The organism is Thalassorhabdus alkalitolerans (assembly GCF_042656525.1).
Classification (GTDB): Bacteria; Bacillota; Bacilli; order Bacillales; family Marinococcaceae; genus Thalassorhabdus; species Thalassorhabdus alkalitolerans.
In genome coordinates, this window is the sequence record NZ_JBHSOZ010000010.1 from 257824 (window position 1) to 275493 (window position 17670).

General features: G+C 40.9%; 18 protein-coding genes. 16 read left to right on the forward strand and 2 right to left on the reverse strand.

Annotation, left to right across the window (positions count from 1 at the left end):
* Positions 1-144 precede the first annotated feature (144 nt).
* On the forward strand, positions 145-2994 hold the full coding sequence (locus ACFPU1_RS16260; RefSeq protein ID WP_385942973.1) for a 2-oxoglutarate dehydrogenase E1 component: 2850 nt from the start codon (positions 145-147) through the stop codon (positions 2992-2994).
* Positions 2994-4253 (forward strand): 2-oxoglutarate dehydrogenase complex dihydrolipoyllysine-residue succinyltransferase, encoded by a 1260-nt coding sequence (gene odhB, locus ACFPU1_RS16265; protein WP_054635747.1) that lies wholly within the window; start codon positions 2994-2996, stop codon positions 4251-4253. Before ACFPU1_RS16260 ends, odhB begins: the two co-directional genes overlap by 1 nt.
* Positions 4254-4323: 70 nt before the next feature.
* On the opposite strand, the gene ACFPU1_RS16270 is transcribed toward odhB, so the two are convergent.
* Positions 4324-4497, reverse strand: a complete 174-nt coding sequence (locus ACFPU1_RS16270) for a hypothetical protein (RefSeq protein ID WP_198153430.1) — start codon at positions 4495-4497, stop codon at positions 4324-4326.
* A gap of 160 nt (positions 4498-4657) precedes the next feature.
* On the opposite strand from ACFPU1_RS16270, the gene ablB reads away from it, so the two are divergent.
* The 11 genes from ablB (at position 4658) to ACFPU1_RS16325 (ending at position 15086) form a co-directional block, all read left to right on the forward strand.
* Complete coding sequence (gene ablB, locus ACFPU1_RS16275) at positions 4658-5527, forward strand: putative beta-lysine N-acetyltransferase (protein ID WP_385942974.1); 870 nt, start codon at positions 4658-4660, stop codon at positions 5525-5527.
* Positions 5528-5742: 215 nt separating this feature from the next.
* The gene (gene kamA / locus ACFPU1_RS16280; RefSeq protein ID WP_385942975.1) at positions 5743-7164 is read left to right on the forward strand and encodes a lysine 2,3-aminomutase; all 1422 of its coding nucleotides are present in this window, start codon (positions 5743-5745) and stop codon (positions 7162-7164) included.
* Complete coding sequence (locus ACFPU1_RS16285; RefSeq protein ID WP_385942977.1) at positions 7164-7448, forward strand: YokU family protein; 285 nt, start codon at positions 7164-7166, stop codon at positions 7446-7448. Before kamA ends, ACFPU1_RS16285 begins: the two co-directional genes overlap by 1 nt.
* 69 nt (positions 7449-7517) lie before the next feature.
* Positions 7518-8879 carry an aspartate aminotransferase family protein gene (locus tag ACFPU1_RS16290; RefSeq protein ID WP_385942978.1) on the forward strand — a complete coding sequence of 454 codons (1362 nt, stop codon included), beginning with the start codon at positions 7518-7520 and terminating at the stop codon, positions 8877-8879.
* A gap of 10 nt (positions 8880-8889) precedes the next feature.
* Positions 8890-9600: a CoA transferase subunit A gene (locus tag ACFPU1_RS16295; RefSeq protein ID WP_385942980.1), complete on the forward strand. Its 711-nt coding sequence runs from the start codon at positions 8890-8892 to the stop codon at positions 9598-9600.
* Positions 9585-10238: a 3-oxoacid CoA-transferase subunit B gene (locus tag ACFPU1_RS16300; RefSeq protein ID WP_385942981.1), complete on the forward strand. Its 654-nt coding sequence runs from the start codon at positions 9585-9587 to the stop codon at positions 10236-10238. The genes ACFPU1_RS16295 and ACFPU1_RS16300 overlap by 16 nt, the downstream gene beginning before the upstream one ends.
* Positions 10239-10734: 496 nt before the next feature.
* Positions 10735-11403, forward strand: a complete 669-nt coding sequence (locus tag ACFPU1_RS16305) for an HAD family hydrolase (protein WP_385942983.1) — start codon at positions 10735-10737, stop codon at positions 11401-11403.
* Between the two features lie 99 nt (positions 11404-11502).
* Complete coding sequence (locus ACFPU1_RS16310) at positions 11503-12105, forward strand: class D sortase (RefSeq protein ID WP_385942985.1); 603 nt, start codon at positions 11503-11505, stop codon at positions 12103-12105.
* Positions 12106-12270: 165 nt separating this feature from the next.
* Positions 12271-12816 (forward strand): hypothetical protein, encoded by a 546-nt coding sequence (locus ACFPU1_RS16315; protein WP_385942987.1) that lies wholly within the window; start codon positions 12271-12273, stop codon positions 12814-12816.
* A gap of 226 nt (positions 12817-13042) precedes the next feature.
* Entirely contained in the window at positions 13043-13969 is a 927-nt protein-coding gene (locus tag ACFPU1_RS16320) for a manganese-dependent inorganic pyrophosphatase (RefSeq protein WP_385942988.1), read from the forward strand.
* A gap of 91 nt (positions 13970-14060) precedes the next feature.
* Positions 14061-15086 carry an STAS domain-containing protein gene (locus ACFPU1_RS16325; RefSeq protein ID WP_385942990.1) on the forward strand — a complete coding sequence of 342 codons (1026 nt, stop codon included), beginning with the start codon at positions 14061-14063 and terminating at the stop codon, positions 15084-15086.
* A 53-nt stretch (positions 15087-15139) separates the two neighbouring features.
* Here the strand turns inward: ACFPU1_RS16325 and ACFPU1_RS16330 are convergent, their stop codons facing one another.
* Positions 15140-15856, reverse strand: coding sequence for a YqjF family protein (locus ACFPU1_RS16330; RefSeq protein WP_054635755.1), 717 nt, complete (start codon positions 15854-15856; stop codon positions 15140-15142).
* Positions 15857-15988: 132 nt separating this feature from the next.
* Here ACFPU1_RS16330 and ACFPU1_RS16335 point away from each other — a divergent pair, with 132 nt between their 5' ends.
* The 3 genes from ACFPU1_RS16335 (at position 15989) to ACFPU1_RS16345 (ending at position 17670) form a co-directional block, all read left to right on the forward strand.
* Positions 15989-16492: an O-acetyl-ADP-ribose deacetylase gene (locus ACFPU1_RS16335; protein ID WP_385942991.1), complete on the forward strand. Its 504-nt coding sequence runs from the start codon at positions 15989-15991 to the stop codon at positions 16490-16492.
* 145 nt (positions 16493-16637) lie between these two features.
* On the forward strand, positions 16638-16931 hold the full coding sequence (locus ACFPU1_RS16340; protein ID WP_385942993.1) for a CC/Se motif family (seleno)protein: 294 nt from the start codon (positions 16638-16640) through the stop codon (positions 16929-16931).
* Between the two features lie 232 nt (positions 16932-17163).
* Complete coding sequence (locus tag ACFPU1_RS16345) at positions 17164-17670, forward strand: DUF8052 family protein (protein WP_385942995.1); 507 nt, start codon at positions 17164-17166, stop codon at positions 17668-17670.

The following is a 17670-nucleotide window of genomic DNA, read 5'->3' on the forward strand; positions in this document are numbered from 1 at the left end:
AGGAGTGGTTAGAAAAAAGAGTTTTAAGGAATTAAGGGCAATGGAAGACCATCCCTACATAAGAATCTTTCATTCAGAATAATAAGTTTTACTGTCACCCATGTTCAAAATTTTTCATCACTTAGTAGTTGGAGGTTTGTTCAGATGAGCAGAAAAGCAACCAAGCAGGGGGAACCATGGGAAGGGTTTTACGGTCCTAACCTTGGGTACGTATGGGATCTTTACGAACAATATCAGGAAGATCCAAGTTCCATAGATCCTGATATGAAAGACTGGTTTGATCAATTTGGTCCGCCTTCCAGTGACGTAAAGATAGTTAACGGACATGCACCTGCACAGCAAGAAGGAGAAACAGCTGCTAGCGTACATAAAGTAGCAGCCGCCGTTAAGCTAGCTGAAAATATCAGAGTTCATGGTCACTTGTCTGCGGATATTAATCCGCTTAAAGAGCCGGGAGACGATAATCCTTTTTTAAACCCCAAGGAATATGGATTAACTGAGGAAGATCTTGAAAGACTTCCAGCAGATATCATTTGTCCTGATGCTCCGTCCCATGTGACTAATGGCCTTGAGGCGATCAGCCATCTAAAGGACTCTTATACAAAAACAATCGCCTTTGAATTTGACCACGTTCATGATGTAGAAGAGCACCAGTGGCTAAATAAGATGGTTGAATCAGGTGAAATTTATAAAACGTTATCTGATGAGAAAAGAAAATCACTTTTCACCAGTTTACGTGAAGTAGAAAGCTTTGAGCAATTTTTGCATAAAACCTTTGTCGGTCAAAAGAGGTTTTCTATAGAAGGTGTCGATACCTTAGTTCCCATCGTTGATGAATATGTACATGATTCAGCCCGCGGAGGAGCGGAAGATGTCATGATCGGAATGGCGCACCGGGGCCGCCTGAGTGTTCTTGCTCACGTGCTTGGTAAGCCATATGACATGATCTTCTCTGAGTTTCAGCATTCTCCTAACAAAGAGCTTGTTCCATCAGAGGGATCCACCGGAATTAACTATGGGTGGACTGGAGATGTGAAATATCACTTAGGTGCTGAGAAATCTATTCAGCAGGAGTCTTATGAAACAAGAATCACTCTTGCAAATAACCCGAGTCACTTGGAATTCGTAAACCCGGTAGTAGAAGGGTTTGCCCGTGCAGCACAGGATGACCGGTCTGCGCCGGGTTTCCCGAGACAAGATGCCTCTAAGTCAACAGCGATCATTATACATGGGGATGCTGCCTTCCCAGGAGAGGGCATCGTAGCCGAAACGTTAAACCTAAGCCGGCTTAAAGGATATCAAACTGGCGGAACACTCCACATTATTGCTAACAATCAGCTTGGATTTACTACAGAGTCTCATGATTCCCGTTCTACGATGTATTCAAGTGACTTGGCAAAGGGCTATGAAATCCCTGTTGTTCATGTAAATGCTGATGATCCGGAAGCATGTATTGCAGCGGTGCAGCTTGCTTATGAATATAGGAAAAGATTCCAAAAGGATTTTCTCATTGACTTGATCGGCTACCGTCGTTTTGGTCATAACGAAATGGACGAGCCTGCTGCGACACAGCCTCATCTTTACGAGAAAATCAGAAAGCATAAGACTGCCAGTGAATATTATGCTGACCGTTTAATTCAAGATGGACTGATCACTAAGGAAGAAGCTGAACAAATCAAGGAAGATATGATGGCGAACCTGCAGGAAAAATATGACAAGGTATCTGGTAATAAATCAGATGAACCAGTCCCAGTTGAAATACCCGAGGAGGTAGAGTCAAGACTTCCAACTATAGAAACAGGGGTAGAGACAGATCAACTTCGTCATATCAATAAAGAATTAATCACGTGGCCAGAAGGTTTCTCGGTCTTTCCTAAATTAGAAAAGATTCTTAAACGCCGGGAAAAAGCATTTGAAGAAGGTGGAAAGATTGATTGGGCGCACGCTGAAACGTTGGCTTATGCCTCTATTATTACTGATGGAACCCCAGTCAGGCTGACTGGTCAGGATTCCCAGCGCGGAACATTTGCTCACCGACACATCGTGCTCCATGACTATAAAAATGGGGATATTTATTCTCCTCTTCATACATTATCTAACGCGAAAGCATCCTTTGCGGTCCATAACAGCCCGCTTTCTGAAGGGTCCGTAGTAGGTTTTGAATATGGATACAATGTTCATTCACCAGAAACGCTTGTTTTATGGGAAGCGCAATTTGGAGATTTCGCAAACGCTGCTCAGGTCCTGTTTGATCAGTTTATCTCTGCAGGCCGGGCAAAATGGGGCCAGAAGTCTGGTATGGTTATGCTTCTGCCGCATGGTTATGAAGGACAGGGCCCTGAACACTCCAGCGCTCGCCCAGAACGCTTTTTGACACTAGCAGCTGAAAACAACTGGAATGTCTGCTACCTGTCCAGCTCTGCTCAGTATTTCCACTTATTAAGAAGGCAGGCTGCTATTTTGGAAAAAGAGGAAGTAAGACCATTAGTACTTTTAACACCTAAGAGCTTATTGCGTAACCCAAATGTTGCTTCTTCTGCAGATCAGTTTACCCAAGGTCATTTTAAGCCGATTTTGGAAGAACCGAAAACTGGACAGGATGCAGAAAAGGTTGAACGTTTGATCTTCTGTACTGGAAAAATGGCAATTGATTTGCATGAAACGATAAATGATGATATGGATACAAGCTGGCTTCATATTGTAAGAGTAGAAGAAATCTATCCTTTCCCTGAGGAAGAGATTCAAGAAGTGATCTCACGTTATAATAATGTAAAAGAAGTGGTATGGGTACAAGAAGAACCTTCCAATATGGGAGCGTGGACTTATATCCAGCCGTTACTGCGCCAGGTGGCACCAGAGGGGGCAGATGTAAGCTACATCGGACGAAGAAGACGTTCCAGCCCATCTGAAGGTGATCCGAAAGTTCATAAAAAAGAACAGTCCCGCATTATCAATGAAGCACTGAACCAGAAATCAGAAGGAGGCCCTAAATAATGGCTGAAATCAAAGTACCAGAACTCGCTGAATCGATTACAGAAGGAACGATTGCAGAATGGCTGAAGCAGCCGGGTGATCAAGTGGAAAAAGGTGAAAACATCGCTGAACTCGAAACAGATAAAGTTAACGTAGAAATTACTTCTGAAGAGTCCGGTATCATTCAGGAGCTCGTAAAAGAGCCTGGAGATACAGTTCAGGTTGGGGATGTCATTGCAATTGTAGGGGAGTCTGCTGGCGGTGCAAGCAAAGAAAAGAAAGAAGCACCAAAGCAAGAATCAGTTAAAGAGGATGCGAAGCAGGAATCTCCAGCTCAGGAGGAGACAGAAGAGGTTCCAGCTTCTGAACGTCCTGTCGCTTCACCGGCTGCTCGTAAGCTGGCACGGGAAAAAGGAATCGATATCAGCCAGGTGCCAACGCGTGATCCACTAGGCCGTGTCCGTAAAGAAGATGTGGACTCCTATGAGGCAAACAAAGGATCCGAGCAAAAGCAATCACAGCCTTCAGCACCTAAAAAAGAAGCTGCTCCTGCAGCAAATAAAGATGAATTCAACGGTAAGCCAGTGGTAAGGGAAAAAATGTCCCGCAGACGCCAAACCATTGCGAACCGTTTAGTAGATGTACAGCAAACGTCTGCCATGCTGACTACTTTCAATGAAGTTGATCTTTCTGCGGTTATGGATTTGCGGAAAAGAAGAAAAGATGCATTCCTTGACCAGCATGATGTAAAGCTTGGTTTTATGTCATTCTTCACGAAAGCAGTGGTAGCTGCCTTGAAGCAGTTCCCATACCTTAATGCGGAAATACAAGATAAAGAGATCGTGAAAAAAGAGTTCTATGATATTGGCATGGCTGTATCTACTGACGACGGACTCGTCGTTCCTGTTGTCCGTGATGCTGACAGATTGAGTTTTGCCGGAATCGAGCAGGAAATACTCAATTTGTCTAAAAAAGCCCGTGATAACAAGCTGGCCCTGTCGGATCTTCAAGGTGGAAGCTTTACCATCACAAATGGTGGTGTCTTTGGTTCCCTGCTTTCCACACCGATCCTGAATGGACCACAAGTTGGTATCCTTGGGATGCATACGATCCAATGGCGCCCAGTGGCTATTGATAAAGAAAAAATGGAAAATCGCCCAATGATGTATATTGCCCTGTCCTATGACCATCGTATCGTTGATGGTAAAGAAGCTGTAGGTTTCCTTGTAAAAGTAAAAGAACTTTTAGAAGACCCTGAAACTCTCCTTCTTGAAGGATAAGGACATCATCAGTCTATAAAACTTTGTAAAAAGAATCCCCTGTACATTCGGGGGATTCTTTTTTCGTACTCTACTCTCTTCTGTTATCTCCTAATCGAGGATCTTCATCGTAGCTTAGGGTTATGACTCTCGTTGACTCCCCATTTTTAATCTCTTCCTCTGTAGCTCTTTCACTGAGTTCTTCATCGTCATCTATCCCATTCGCAATTGTTGGTTCTTCTCCTTGTCTGCCCTTTTCTTTCATTTGAATTCCGCCTTCCTTATTTAAAATTTACACCTATGATTATGGTGTGCAATTTTCCAGAAAATAAACCGGTGATCAATGGTGTTTTCGTGGGTGGTAAGGGCTTCTTTTTCTACATATATTGGTTGAAGAAAGAAATTTGGACAGAAAGGAGCATCTAGTGAATTTACAATCCGAAACAATCATTGTGCATCAAGATAACCTTGAGGCAGAAATAGAATTGGATTACTTTAACAAACGACTGCGTGTGGATGGTTTTTATGGTTCAACGGGTGTATTGCTCGACACCATCCAAAAGCTTACTGTAAACAAACCGGTTGAAAAACTAATTATTTATTCATTCCAGGAAAATTGGATGTCACTCCTTGAGAAGGGGTATACCCCAGAGGCTGTCTTTTCAAAGTATTTCAGCGGTGCAGATAATTATGCAATGGTAAAATATCAAACGACTGATCGTCGTTACACCGCCAGCTGGCTGGAGGAAGATGAGTTATTGACAAAACTCCTTAAAACAAGCCTCAGGAAAAAGGATCCAGACAAGGTACCTGCTGCCTATACAATAAGAAAAGCAAATGAAAGGGATTGTACGGAACTTGCCCGTTTATACAGCCAAGTATTCTCTATCTACCCCACTCCGATGAACGAGCCTGCCTATGTAAAAAAGAAGCTGAGTGAAGGACAGGTTTTTTATGTAGCCGAAAAAAATAAAAAAATCGTCAGTGCTGCTTCGGCAGAGGTAAATCATACGTATCGTAATGCAGAATTAACAGATTGTGCAACAATCCCGGAAGAAAGAAAACATGGTCTTATGAAATTTCTTCTACAAGAATTGGAAAGGGATTTGTACAAGCAAAAGATCATCTGTGCTTATTCAATTGCCAGGGCTCTTTCCTTTGGCATGAATACCGCTTTCTACCAACTAGGGTACTTGTACAGGGGGAGGCTGACGAATAACTGCTATATATATAATTCCCTTGAAAACATGAACGTATGGGTGAAGGACCTGACTGTTCACCAGTCCTTTCTGTAAGGAAATGGGTGTTCTTTAAAATATATTTCATTTATTTGTCATAAGCATGGACTATAAACTGCTTTTTCGTAATGAAAAAGTTTTTCTAAAAGGCTGTCCAGTCTTGTTTGATAACTGATATGAATGAGAGGCAGATCATAGCCCTGTTTAATAGCAGCAACTGAGCCTTTCATTTACGTCTATCCTGACTGAAACCTTGAAAAGGAGGTCATTTCATGAATCATAAGCTTTATAAACCTAAGCTTCACTGGAGTGAATTTGAGCTTTGGAAAGATATTCCTGAAGAGAAGTGGAACGATTGGATCTGGCAGCTTACCAACACGATCCGTACGTTAGATGACTTAAAAAAGGTTATTCACTTAACTCCTGAAGAAGAAGAGGGCGTTAGAATTTCAACGAAAACCATTCCTTTAAATATTACCCCTTACTATGCTTCACTAATGGATCCAAATGACCCACGCTGTCCTATTCGCATGCAGTCCGTACCCATAAGCAAAGAAATTCAGAAAACGAAGTATGACATGGAGGACCCATTAGAAGAAGATGAGGATTCTCCGGTTACGGGACTCACGCACCGCTATCCGGACCGGGTGCTGTTTTTGGTTACAAATCAGTGTTCTATGTACTGCAGGTATTGTACTAGAAGGCGTTTTTCAGGACAGATTGGAATGGGGGTGCCCAAGAAACAGCTTGATGGCGCCATAGAATATATAAAAAATACACCATCGGTGAGAGATGTTTTATTATCTGGAGGAGACGGGTTATTAATTAATGATAAAATCCTTGAATATATATTAAAAGGGCTAAGAGAGATTCCACATGTAGAAATTATCCGCATTGGAACAAGAGCACCTGTAGTCTTTCCGCAACGGATTACTGAGAACTTGTGTAACATCTTAAAGAAATATCACCCTGTTTGGTTAAATACCCACTTTAATACATCTCTCGAGATTACAGAAGAGGCAAAGAAAGCTTGTGAGATGCTTGTAGATGCAGGCGTGCCTGTAGGAAACCAAGCGGTTATATTGGCGGGAATTAACGATAGTGTTTCTATAATGAAAAAACTCATGCACGATTTAGTCAAAATACGCGTCCGGCCTTACTATATATATCAATGTGATTTATCAGAAGGAATCGGCCATTTCAGGGCACCGATTTCTAAAGGACTGGAAATAATGGAAGGGCTGCGCGGCCATACTTCAGGCTACAGTGTCCCCACTTTTGTAGTCGATGCACCTGGGGGAGGAGGGAAAATTACTCTCCAGCCTAACTACATCATTTCTCAGAGTCCAGAAAAAATAGTGATGCGTAATTTTGAAGGTGTGATTACCACGTATCCTGAACCAGAAAATTACACTCCCGGGACGGCAGAGGGTTATTTTACACAGGTGTATGAAGACCTGGAGGATAAAGAAGCGAAAACGGGCATTGCCTCTCTCTTAAATGAAAAACAGAGCACACTGATTCCGTCAACATTAGAAAGATATGACAGAAGGAAAAGCTTCCAAAGTAATTCTTCTCACAAGACGTTAAAGGATTTGCGTGAAAAGAGAGATGAGTTGAAAGAGAAAAAATATCAAGCCCAGTTGAAAAAAGGAAAGACAGATTCTGGTGTAAGTAAGGAGGAAAAACACTGATGATTCTTTGTGAATGGTGTGAGTCAGAAAGCGCCTTTACATCCAAAACTACAGTGTATTGGGAACTTCCTGATGGAACCAGAGCAATAGAAATTACAGATACTCCTGCTGTGCAGTGCAAAGAATGTGGCATGGTATACCAGGAAGAAGACACGATTATTCAACTGGAAGACCAGTTGTTACTCATCGATACAGATCAAGTCGCTAAAAGTATATCGTATCAAAAGCTAATGGAATTTCCTCGCAGGTTAAAACGAAATTACTTTAGGTACGATGAACTGTAGGTCGAGAATGGTTTTAAGATGAAAGATGGAATGCTCCTTCCTGAGCCAGGATGAAGAGAGGAAAAGAACATGAAGAAATCTCTATTAATTAAACCTTTTCTTACAAAAAGCTATCCTGCTGCTTCTTATGGATCTGGAATTTATATATATGATACAGAAGGAAAAAGGTATATAGACGGTTCTTCAGGTGCAGTAACAGCAAGTATTGGGCATGGAATACCGGATATAATTGGAAAAATGGAAGAACAGTCAAAAAAAATATCTTTTGTATATCGCTCTCAATTTACAAACTCTCCAGCAGAACTGCTGGCTCATAAAATAAATGAAGCAGTAAACAGCGAAGAGAATTACTGGTCTTTTTTTGTAAATAGCGGATCAGAAGCAACGGAAACAGCTATGAAGATCGCTATTCAACATTTTCAGGAACAAGGGCTTTTTCAAAAAAATAAAATTATTTCCAGGTGGATGAGCTACCATGGTATCACCATGGGATCCCTGTCATTATCAGGCCATAAGCTAAGGCGGGAAAAGTTTGTCACCCTTTTAGAAGATGGCCCAAATGCAGAGGCTCCTTATTGTTATCGCTGTTCATTTCATATGGAATATCCTGAGTGCAATATGATGTGTGCTTTGGATATAGAAAGAGCAATTAAAAGAGCTGGAAACGAAAACGTTGCGGCATTTATTGCCGAGCCCATTATTGGAGCAGCTGGAGGAGTCATTGTCCCCCCACCCGGGTATTATGAACAAGTCCAGGAAATATGCAAAAAGAACAATGTACTGTTTATAGCTGATGAAGTAATGACAGGCTTCGGACGGACTGGAAAAATGTTTGCTTTAGAGCACTGGACATCAGAAGCAGATATTATTGTAACCGGAAAAGGTCTTTCAGCGGGCTATGCGCCAATAGGAGCTGCTCTTTGCAAGGAGAGTGTTCTGCATCCTGTGCTTAATGGCTCAAAGAGTATTATGAGCGGGCATACTTTCAGTGCAAATCCACAGTCAGCCGCTGCCGCTCTTGCTGTCCTTGATTACATGAATAAACACCAGTTAATTGAAAAAGCAAGCCTGCAAGGCAAGTATTTATTTAGAAAGCTTAAAAAGCTGAAACAGTCTACTCCAGTAATCGGTGAAGTTAGAGGGAAGGGGCTTCTTGCCGGAATAGAACTCGTATGTAACCCAGTATCAAAAAAGCCATTTCCGAGAAAGGCAGCAGTAACCGAAAGAGTGATAAATAAAGCACAGCAAAAAGGACTGCTCATATACCCAGCAACAGCAGGAGAAAGAGGATACGAAGGTGATGCAGTCATTATTGCCCCCCCGCTTATTGTAACGAGAAAGGAAATCGATGAAATGATGACGATATTGCAGGCTGTTTTCCAGGAACTTCTGCAAGAACTTTGCAAAGAAGGACATCATTTTGTGTCGTAAGAGGGGGGTCATGGAAATAATGGATTCTCAGGCAAAAAATATGAAGAACAAAATTTCGACAATCAAAAAGGCACTCGAACCTTTAAGAAACGGCATGGTTCTAATGTATGGAGGGTTTGGCGGGGTAGGAAACCCTCCTTCACTAATAAAAAGTATAGTTGACTCAAAAGTAAAAGACCTGGTTCTTATTGGCAATGATGCATCGTTTCCAAACATTGGAATCGGCAGGTTGGTTAAAGAAGGAAGAGTAAAAAAATTAATTGCCTCCCACATCGGCTCAAACCCTGTAGCAGGTTCTCTGATGAATGAGGGAAAGCTCGAAGTTGAATTTTCTCCCCAAGGGATCTTAGCTGAAAGAATAAGAGCGGGAGGCATGGGGCTTGGAGGCATTCTAACTGACGTGGGCATAGGTACGATGGTAGAGAAAAATAAAGACACAATTACTATAGCCGATAAGGATTTTCTTATCGAACGGCCTTTACGGGCAGATGTATCCATTGTGTATGCAAAAAAAGCGGATACGTTCGGTAATTTAATCTATGATAAGAGCGCAAGAAATACAAATCCCCTGGTAGCGATGGCGGGCAGCTACACGATTGCAGAAGCTGAAGAAATTGTACCAGCTGGAGAACTGGATCCGGAAATGATTGTGACTCCCGGTTTATTTATAGATAAAGTGGTACAAAGTGAAGGGATCGATTGGACATGGGCATGGGAATAGACAGTCGGAGAATCATTGCTAAGCGTGCCGCACAAGAAGTAACAGACGGAATGATTGTAAATCTGGGCATAGGTATTCCTTCCCTAATTCCTGAATATGTTGCTAAGGATGTTCATGTGATGTTTCATGCTGAGAACGGGATATTAGGGATGGGGCCTTCACCCGGGGAAGGAAAGGAAGACTCGGCATTGTGTAATGCGGGAGGCTTTCCCATTACATTGAAAGAAGGGGCATCTTACTTTGACAGCGCCACAGCTTTTGGAATGATTAGAGGTGGATATATTGATCTGTCAGTTCTTGGGGGCTTGGAAGTAAGTCAGAGAGGGGATCTGGCCAATTGGATTGTGCCTGGTAAAAGGGTGCCTGGTATTGGAGGAGGCATGGAGCTGGCCTGTAAATCTAAAAAAGTAGTGGTAGTTATGAGTCATGTGGATAAAGGGGGAAAGCCAAAAATAGTCTCTTCCTGCTCTTTGCCTTTAACTGCAAAAGAATGTGTTTCCAAAGTTATTACAGACATGGCTGTTATTGCTGTAACTGATAAAGGCCTTTGCTTAACTGAGGTTATGGATCCCTATACCGTGCAAGAAGTTATCGATCAAACCGATGCCCCCCTTTTCATTTCTCAACATCTTACCTGACAGGAGGTTGGTGACACGACCTCCCCTTTCTAGATAGAATATATTATAAAAGGTTTCTTTCAGCTGGAATACAATTAACCACTGCCAAAGACGCAAATGTACCATGGTTGAAGCTTTTACTACCGCGGGCAACGCTTCAGCTAAAGACCATTACTCAATGGAGATCTTCAGCTGTTGCTTTCCCCCCTGGACTCTACACCTAATTCAGATGGTTTTCGTTAGAAAATTTGCCGACTTGAATGATGGACAACCCTCCGGAGAATGGAATATCTTTTTTTCCTGAAACTGCCTCAACGTTAGGGGTCCTTACATAAAATCAAGTGATCGTATGTCTGCTCCCTGAGGACGCCATTTCTTTAATTGTAAGGACCACTTCGTTTTTCATGCAGAAAAATAGCTGCTAACCATCTATGAAAAAAGGGTAAGAAAAAAGAGATGGGAGAAAAAGTGGTCCTGCTAATTGATTAAATGAAAAGAAAAGGAGAGTCATACGTCAATGACGAAAGCGATGTTCTTAGATTTTTTTGGCACCATTGTTTTTGAGGATAACGAGATGATTAAGAAAATCAGCAAAAAAACAGCTGAACGGGCAAACAATCCTTGTACCTGGCAGGAGGTAAATGAGTACTGGTGGAATCGCTTCTCTGAGATGTTTGAGGAAAGCTACGGGGAAGATTTTTTAAGACAGCGAGAAATTGAAATTATTTCCTTACAAGAAACATTGGATTATTTCGACGCTGAGCTTGATGCTGATAAACACGCCCAATTTATTTTTGACTACTGGGAAAGACCTGAAATATATAAAGATGCTGAACTGTTTTTAAAAGAAGTCAAGGTTCCTGTCTTTATTCTTTCAAATATTGACAAATTGGATTTAGAAAAGGCAGCCGACTACCATCACCTTCATGTAGAGGGACTGATAACCAGTGAAGATGTACGTGCTTATAAGCCACGAGTAGAAATATTTAAAGAAGGGTTAAAGCAAGCAGGCTGCAGGCCGGAAGATGTTCTTCATGTGGGGGATTCTTTGAAAGATGATGTGCAAGGAGCGCAGAAAGCAGGCATTAAAGCAGTCTGGATTAACAGGGAAAAAAGAAATAAACCAGTTCATGCCTCTCCGGAATTTGAAGTGACCAGACTTACCGAGCTGTTTAATTATATATAATTTATTCCAAGAGTAGTACAGCAGATGAAAAGAAAAAATTGAAAGATATGGGTTTATTTCTTCTATAATTTTTGAAAAAATAGAAAAAAGGAGGTTGGCATGGAAAAAATACTTATTGCTATTATCGGGCTGGGCCTGAGCATGGCAGCTTTCTATGGGTATCAGTGGTATAGTAGTTCCCAGGCTGTAATCAAGATACCCTCCGAAGAAAGTGAGGAACTGTCAGCTCATGCAGTCGCTCCAAGCGAGAACATAGAACATCAAGATCCTCAAATGAGTGATGAAGTGGAGAAATTTACAACTGGGGAAGAGATGGCCCAGTTAAAGATACCGTCTATCGAAACAGGCTACCCTGTGTATTGGGGAGCAGATGAGGAAACACTCGATCAGGGTGTTGGTATGTATGTAAGCGAATGGACTACGACTCCAGATGAGTTCAGACATACAGTAGTAAGCGGGCATAGAGATACAGTATTTACCGCATTAGGTGATGTGAAGGAAGGAGATTCTTTATTTATAGAGTATGAGAATGAGGTGTACGAGTATGCTGTTAAGGACATATGGATTACCGGAGCAGAGGACAGAACGGTGATTGTCGACAAAGAGACACCAACACTTACTCTTACAACCTGTTACCCGTTTGATTATATAGGTAACGCTCCTGATCGTTATATCATACAAGGCGAAATGGTCACAAATTGAAAAAGGTGTGGAAAGAGCCCACATCTTTTTTCTATGTCTTCAGAAAAATGGTGGAATCATATTACGGAAAAATTGTGTAAAAGAGTGAAAAAATCTCCAAAAACTATTTTAATTTTACTGTACTTTATTTTATAATAAAAAAAACAAACTGAGGTGATGATGTCAGTGGTAAATATTACCGAGCAATTTATTAAGGTGCAGCGAGAAATGGAACAGGCATCACTGTTAACTGAGGTAGTTTTTGGAACCTTTCATATAAACTTAAAAGAACAGAATTTCAAGGTAATTATTTGTAATAAAGCAAGGACACTAAGGGTGGAACATGGACGGTCCTCAATGGCACTTGAAGAAGAAAGAAACCAGTTTAAAGGAAACAATGAGGATCGAAAAGCCCTTGAAATATTAGTAGAGGTGCTTGAAGTAAATGAAATTACATCCCTAGTGGAAAATGGGAGTCTACTTTTGGACTTTATAGACATTCAGGAGTATAAGGCTGTGAAAGAGCAGGCTTATGCGGAGAATCTGCCTATTGAGGTCTTCTTAAAGAAAAAGAAGGTAAATGAGTTTGTAATTGGATTACTTGAAATCCGGGCTAAATATAGAGAGCTGCACAGAGTAACGGAAATCAGCGAGTATAAGAGAAGAGAAGAGAAAGTCTTTCATTATATTAAGAAAATAGAACAGAAAGCTAAACAGCAATTCGCTCATTAACTATGAGATCAGCCCTTTGTTTTTGGAGAGACTTCCAGTGACAAAGGGTTTTTTCATACAAACTTTTTTGATGACTGGAATGGAGCACTCCCTGGCCCAAAAAGAGTGGGTGATACATACTCAATTTTTCAGGAACAAAGTACAATCAAACCAAGACCCAGTTTGCAAAACGTGATAGAATGAAAGTTGAGAATTCATATCATAATACTTAGCAAGGAGTGGTCCCATGGGAAAAGTACTTATTTTTGGACACAAAAATCCTGATACCGACACAATTTGTTCAGCGATTGCTTATGCTGATTTAAAAAAGCAGATCGGAGTGGAGGCTGAGCCGCTTCGCTTAGGCTCTATTAACGGAGAGACTGAATATGCGCTTAACTATTTTAATGCAGAAGCTCCTCGTTATGTGGAAACGGTTGCAAACGAGGGTGGGGACGTCATTTTAGTAGACCACAACGAACGCCAGCAAAGTGCAGATGACATTCAAGAGGTAAAAGTGGTGGAAGTCATTGATCACCATAGAATCTCAAATTTTGAAACAAGCGATCCTTTGTATTACCGTGCAGAACCTGTTGGATGTACAGCAACAATTCTAAAGAAATTATACAAAGAACAGGGCGTAGACATTCCAAAGAATATTGCCGGCCTTATGCTGTCTGCTATTATTTCTGATTCTCTACTATTTAAGTCCCCGACTTGTACCCAGGAAGATATTGATGCAGCTAAAGAATTAGCGGACATTGCTGGCGTAAACAGTGAAGAATACGGACTGGAAATGCTTAAAGCAGGAGCTGACTTAAGTGATAAGTCTATTGAAGAGCTGATTTCTCTTGATGCAAAAGAATTTCAAATGGGAAATGCCAAAGTGGAAATCGCACAAGTGAACACTGTAGATGCTGAGGAAGTTCTTGAACAGCAAGATGATTTGGAAGCAGCTATTTCAAAAGTAATTGAAGAAAAGAATTTGGATTTGTTTGTCTTTGTTGTGACTGATATACTTGAAAATGATTCAGTAGTGCTATCCCTTGGTAAAGAAGCTGCAGGAGTAGAAAGAGCATTTAATGTAACATTGGATAACAAAAGGGCAACACTAAAAGACGTAGTATCTCGTAAGAAACAGATTGTTCCTTCCCTGACAGATGCTTTAAAGTAATAAGCAGGATAAAAAAGCATAACTTGCAGGTTATGCTTTTTTTTAATGGTATTTCCTTGCTGGTCAGTGGAAGAATAGGAGGCTGTAAAGAATGAGGGTTAACCATGAAATAAACATCAATAATTTGCAGTTTGGCTGGAATACGAAAGAAGGACGCTTTTTATTTGAAGGAGAGGATTCGGTCCTTTTCTGGATATCTACAGCAATGAAAGAGTTTTTTGATACCATCGAAGAAGTGTCTGGCAAGGAACCGGCCAATGTTGTTCTTGAGACCACTGGCTTTAGGCAAGGATTAGTGGTAGGAGAGTATTTTCAAAACATTAAACAGGTCAGTACTGAGGAAGCTGCAAACCTTATCACCCAAACCTACGGATCAGCGGGATGGGGATCAGCTGTCGTGGTGGATGTAAATGTTAAAGAACAGACTGCTATCGTGCACTTGAAAGATGACTGGGAATATAAAATAAATATAGCTCAGGGGAAACAAACTGGAGGAACATTTCTTCCCGCTCATTACGCCGGGATCTTCAGTGGTCTCTTTGCTGAAAACATCTGGTATTCAGTGAAGCAGTACCAAATTGAAGGACATGAGCATACAATTGTAGAGTATTTTCCCTCGTCAATAACAGTAAAAGAAAACATTCATGCGCTGATAAGATCAAGGGAAGCGAAAGAAATAGCAAGATTAGAAGAACTGGTCGAAAGCAAAACAGATGAGCTGCAGACCCTGGTGAAGACCCTCTCTTCTCCTATGATTCCAGTGATTGAGGGCATTGTGGTCGTTCCTCTTTTAGGAAAGTATGATGAAGAGAGAATGGAAGAGCTGATTGAAAAAACACTAAATAACCTTCCCGCATATAAAGCAAAGTACCTTATTTTGGATTTAACCGGCCTTGACCGTAACCTTACACCTCATACTTCCACCTTAATAGACAAGTTGGCTGCTGCCACCTCATTAATAGGAACAAAAACTATTTTAGTTGGAATCTCCGGTGAATTAAGTATCATCATGGCTCAGAAGAATATAGATTTATCCAGGCTGGACTGTTTTCAAACCTTAGAGCATGGTATTTACTATGCCTTTGGCAAAAAGGGATTAAAAATTGTAGAAGAGTGAGTAGAAAGAAGACCTGTCATCCTCGCATCAGATGACAGGTCTTTTTATTTTTTCTATACAATAGGAGCCGAGTCAGGTACTTTTCTTATACGGTTGGCCAGAACGTGTACACCTTTTGAATAAAGAAGATGAGGCTTTTCTTCTGGCATCGTTAACGAATTGACTTCAAATAAACTGGTTTCCTTTAGATACATGGATGCCTTTTGAAGGGGCCATTGTGAGTGATGAATATCCCCTTTAAACAGCTGGCTGCCTGAAGAGGAGAACAGGCGGTATCTTTCTGTTAAAAAATACTCCAAGGTCCCGGGCTTAGAATAAAATACTTCGCCCTCTGGCTGGTATTGGCCGACAAAACGAGCAGGACTTTTTTGGCGCTGATGAACGTAGCGAGTATCATCCCCGTTGGTTTCACATGAGAATGCACTATGATAATAATTTAAATGAAAAAGTCGTCTGGCTAGTTCCACAGCAAGAGGATTTGAAGCATCAAGACTAAAAAAATATACACCTTTCTCGCCATTAACTTTCACATATGTCCGCAGATTGAGTTCTGGAAACGCAAAAGAAGTTTGAGGAGGCATGAAACGAGCTCGTACATCTTCCATGAAGAAGGGAACAATTCCTACATAAGCTCTCCCTTCAAATGTATCTACTTCCATTCCTTCAGGCAAAATCTGCTGTAATTCTTCCACAGGATAGCTCCAATGGGCAAATAAGACGTTTTTCCAGGTCATGTTCATAAGGTAAACAGGTTTTTCTTGATCAGACATGGTTTCACCTCTTCAATTAATCAGTTATCTTCTAGTTTACCGGGGATAAGGAAACCTTGCAAAAATAAAAGACGAAGAGTACAGTATGTCTGTAAGAAAAGAGATGGACTCTAAATGAGGGAGTGAAAGAAAGTGACACAGCTTAAGGTTATCCATGGAGATATCATAACAATCGCATGCGATATTATTGTTAATGCTGCTAATAATGGCTTACAAGGAGGAGGAGGAGTAGACGGTGCCATTCATCAGGCAGGAGGCCCCGCAATCATGGAAGAATGCCGGGAAATAGGTTATTGTCCTACTGGAAGTGCGGTGATTACGAGTGCTGGGGATCTTCAAGCTGATTATATCATCCACACAGTCGGACCTGTATGGATGGGAGGTACCAGAGGAGAAGCTGAAAAACTACAAAGCTGTTACGAAGAATCTATTGAGCTTGCCGTTGAATATAGGGCTGATAGTCTGGCTTTTCCTAATATAAGCACGGGGGTTTACAAATATCCCAAAGATTTGGCCGCTCCTTTGGCTATTAAGACAGTGAAAGAAATGCTAAAAAAGCAAGGAACAGAAATGGAGATCTTTTTTGTGTGCTTTGATGCAGAAAATGCTGAGCTGTACAAAAAATTGATAGAGTAATACCGATTTAATGGGGAAAATAATCGAAAATCCTCATATATAAACAAATTAATAAAAAAATACAAGTTTTTCTCCTCATAACGCAGGGTATTTACTTATAACATAGAATAACATAAAGAAACGCCTGTAAAGGAGGAGAGAAACAGTGAAAATCAACATGAATGCCAAAACGCGGGCCTGGATAATGAAACGAGGCGGAGCAGTTACTATAGATCCTTTTCACCCCCTGCATGGGGTGGTGCAATCTAAATCAGTAGATACAATACTTTCTCATGAAACACCTGAAGAGGAAAGTTTTTATAACAAAGTGGTTGTTAATGACGTCCTGGTGTATGTGCACAAGGGACTCGAAGAGAAAAAAGATGTAAAAATGCACATTACAGGATATAGGCCATTTGAGCACTTGCACGTTTCCGGCCTTCGCCGAAAAAAGAAATAAGATAAGAATATAATCATTCAAAGGACTTTTATAAAGGACTGACAAGATGCTAAAGAGTAGCATCTTTTTTTTATGGGATGTAACCCCTTTAATATACTCATAAAATTTATTTGTTCGAGGGAAAGGAACAGAAGGTTTAATGTCGAAATATTTTCTAATGATTATAAAGAAAGGAGAGAAAGGGAGGTTGTAAATTGACTGAAGATTTAAACAAATATATGGGGGGAGAAGATTGAATAATCAGGTGCAGGGGCTAATAACAGAAGCTGCAAATAGAATGACGAATCAATACAATGTGTATAGAGATACGAAGCTGGGAAACGAACCCCTCTCCTTTACTGCAGAGTATCACCGCAAGGACGAAAAGTACTTTCTAACAAAGAAAGTTAGAGTGTATGAGGTGCAAAACCAGCACTTTCTGTTTGTAAAAGAATTAGAGCATATTACAGCAAAAGACATAAAAAGGATGACAGAATCCATGCTTACTCATATGAAAAGTTTCATCCCAAACCAAGGAGAGCATATGTCAACGATGTTTGCAGGGGTCCTTGTAACAGAAGGAGAGGTAGCCAATGAAGCAAAAAAAATGGCAAGGCGTTTCCGAAAAATCAAATTTTTAAATTATGGAAAAGATGGGTGGGCCGATTTATATATTGCCATTGTTCAAGTTAAAGAAAAAGAAATTTATATCCATAAAAAAGGGAGAGAGCTGGTTTACGTGTTTGATACCTTGCTCTAG